Source organism: bacterium, assembly GCA_035530055.1.
Taxonomy (GTDB): Bacteria; UBA6262; WVXT01; order WVXT01; family WVXT01; genus WVXT01.
Window position 1 is genome coordinate 1 of the sequence record DATKVN010000090.1, and the last position, 2,164, is coordinate 2,164.

Consider the following 2,164-nt stretch of genomic DNA (forward strand, 5'->3'; position numbering starts at 1 on the left):
TTCTTCTTCCTCAACAGATCCAAGAGCCTCACCATAACTGCCAATCTTCAACCAGATGTTTTTGATCGTTCCTAACTCCTGGGCGGTCCAGGTCTTGGTGCTGCCCTTTCCCTCTCCCAGCAAGAAAGTAAAGATTGCATATCTGGATAAGCTGTTCTTCTGCAGCCCACCGACGTAAACATCAACCACTGATGCAACGATCGGCCCGTCATGCTCCATATCGACCTGATATTTGGCGCCGTCTTGTTCTAACAAAGCGTCATATTTTAGAATAGTAGATTCTATATTCTTTTTTAACGTCTCAGGATCGTGTGGGGATCGAGCAGATTTGCCCCCTGGAGCCTCAATTACTGCTTCTGTGGGCGTTTCTGCCTCTGGGGGTATACTTACTTGGGTGGTAGGTGTTATGTCACCCGGGGGCAGTATTTCCATTTCCGGTTCTGGGTAATCCGCGCCTGGTTCCAGCATAGTACTGGCAATATGGGTCGGGAAAGATTGTACTTTATCTTCATGTATTCGAGCAGCCACCCAATTAGGATCCGCCTCTATTGAAAGTAAAGATTTTGTCATTCTTTGTTTTTTGTCCTTTAGCGGAACCATTACCTCCTTGTCCCTTCTGCGTAAGTTCAACGGCACCCCTTTGATAACTCCATTGTTGAGCTCTTTGAGTCCAGCTAATTGTTGGGAGATATTTCTGATATCGTTCCAGCTTCCCGTTGTAACCATTAAGTATGCCGCCCTTTCTAATTCAGGGACAATCACCTTTAATCTCCCAATGGGAGAATACTTAACGGGCTTCCCTTGGTAGTCTTGTCCTGCAATATCATCTTCGGGGTGTTTCTCGCGTTCTCCGGTTTTTACGTCAATACCGTTGAGGACAATGGCTTCGCCGGTCTGCGAGTCACAGCGATAATGAACCCATTCACCATCGGATCTTGCAAGCATCCTGGATGCAACATATGCTTCAAGCCACCCATCAAACATGGATTCAATTTCATTAAACGGAAGAAAGATGTTTATCTCTTTTGGTTCCGATCCGTAAATAGCCATAAACTTATTTTCTGTTTCTTCCTCTCCTTCACTAAATTCAACCCGGAAATAATCCAGGTCAATAGGATTTCCCTTCTCCCCCTTCATCCCTTTTCTTATTCTCCCAATCTCTGGGAATGATAAACCTTTTGTGGTCACGCCAATTATAGGCATTTTTCTCTCCTTTGTTGGTGTTCTTTTACATGGCAACTTGCACATAAAAATTCAATATTATTTTTCTTATTATTTAGCGGATCACCATCCACGTGGTGGCGGCTTATTCTCGTTGAAGTTTTTTTTCTTCCACACCTTTCACAAACCAACGCTTCTGGATACATAATTCTAGCCCGTCGGCGCCCAGCTTGATCTTTTACGGTGCTACCCTTGTAATTACCAGAACCAATTAACTTCTTAGATTCTTTTGTGTGGTGCCATCCCGATCTACGGGGACTGGCTGCTCTTATCTTGTCCTTTGTTTCATCACTCAAAGGTACGCCAGTCTTTGCTATACCACTACATTTCTTGCCGCAATATTTTCTACCTCTCTTTACCTGCCAGGGCTCTGTATAAAAGGTAATATCGCACTGGGCACAATTCATTTCAGGCATCAACAACCTCCTTTTTGATAATGCCGAAATTTACTAGGTCTCTTTTGACCTCGTAAGCATTTTCAAAATCTTTTGTGCTTGCTTTCTCAATGAATGTTTTGGAAACAAAACCAAGATCGATCTGGTCCCGCCGGCAAACTACCTCACACAATATTTCCCCTTCTTCCGTGCGTAGCAGTTGTCCGTCAGTATCTTTCACCCACGCCTTGACTAAGGCGCCCCAGCAACCAGAACATTTATAATTAGATACAGTGTGTGTCGCCAGTTTGTCAGGCATCTTACACATAAAAACCTCCTTTATCTTTCATGGATTACTCTCTTGGAGTGCATTATAACCTATTAAATTATTAATGTAAACAGGTAAATATTTATTGTATAATACCATAGACTTCCTATTTCATGGGTAGGAAACTCTCCTTTATGACTTGAAGCCCCTGCCTCCTGGGGCTTCTCGTTTTTAACAAAAAATCCCCGGGGAAGTATCACCGGGGATTAGATTTTCACCTCCTTGATTTACCTGTTACGGT

3 protein-coding genes are annotated in these 2,164 nt (G+C 43.4%); all 3 read right to left on the reverse strand.

Annotation, left to right across the window (positions count from 1 at the left end):
• The coding region (locus VMW39_06845) for a hypothetical protein (GenBank protein ID HUW23729.1) at positions 1–1,203 on the reverse strand (1,203 nt) is incomplete at its 3' end.
• Positions 1,194–1,637: an HNH endonuclease gene (locus VMW39_06850; GenBank protein HUW23730.1), complete on the reverse strand. Its 444-nt coding sequence runs from the start codon at positions 1,635–1,637 to the stop codon at positions 1,194–1,196. The genes VMW39_06850 and VMW39_06845, both read right to left, overlap by 10 nt.
• Positions 1,630–1,923 (reverse strand): hypothetical protein, encoded by a 294-nt coding sequence (locus VMW39_06855; protein HUW23731.1) that lies wholly within the window; start codon positions 1,921–1,923, stop codon positions 1,630–1,632. Before VMW39_06855 ends, VMW39_06850 begins: the two co-directional genes overlap by 8 nt.
• Between the last annotated feature and the right edge of the window lie 241 nt (positions 1,924–2,164).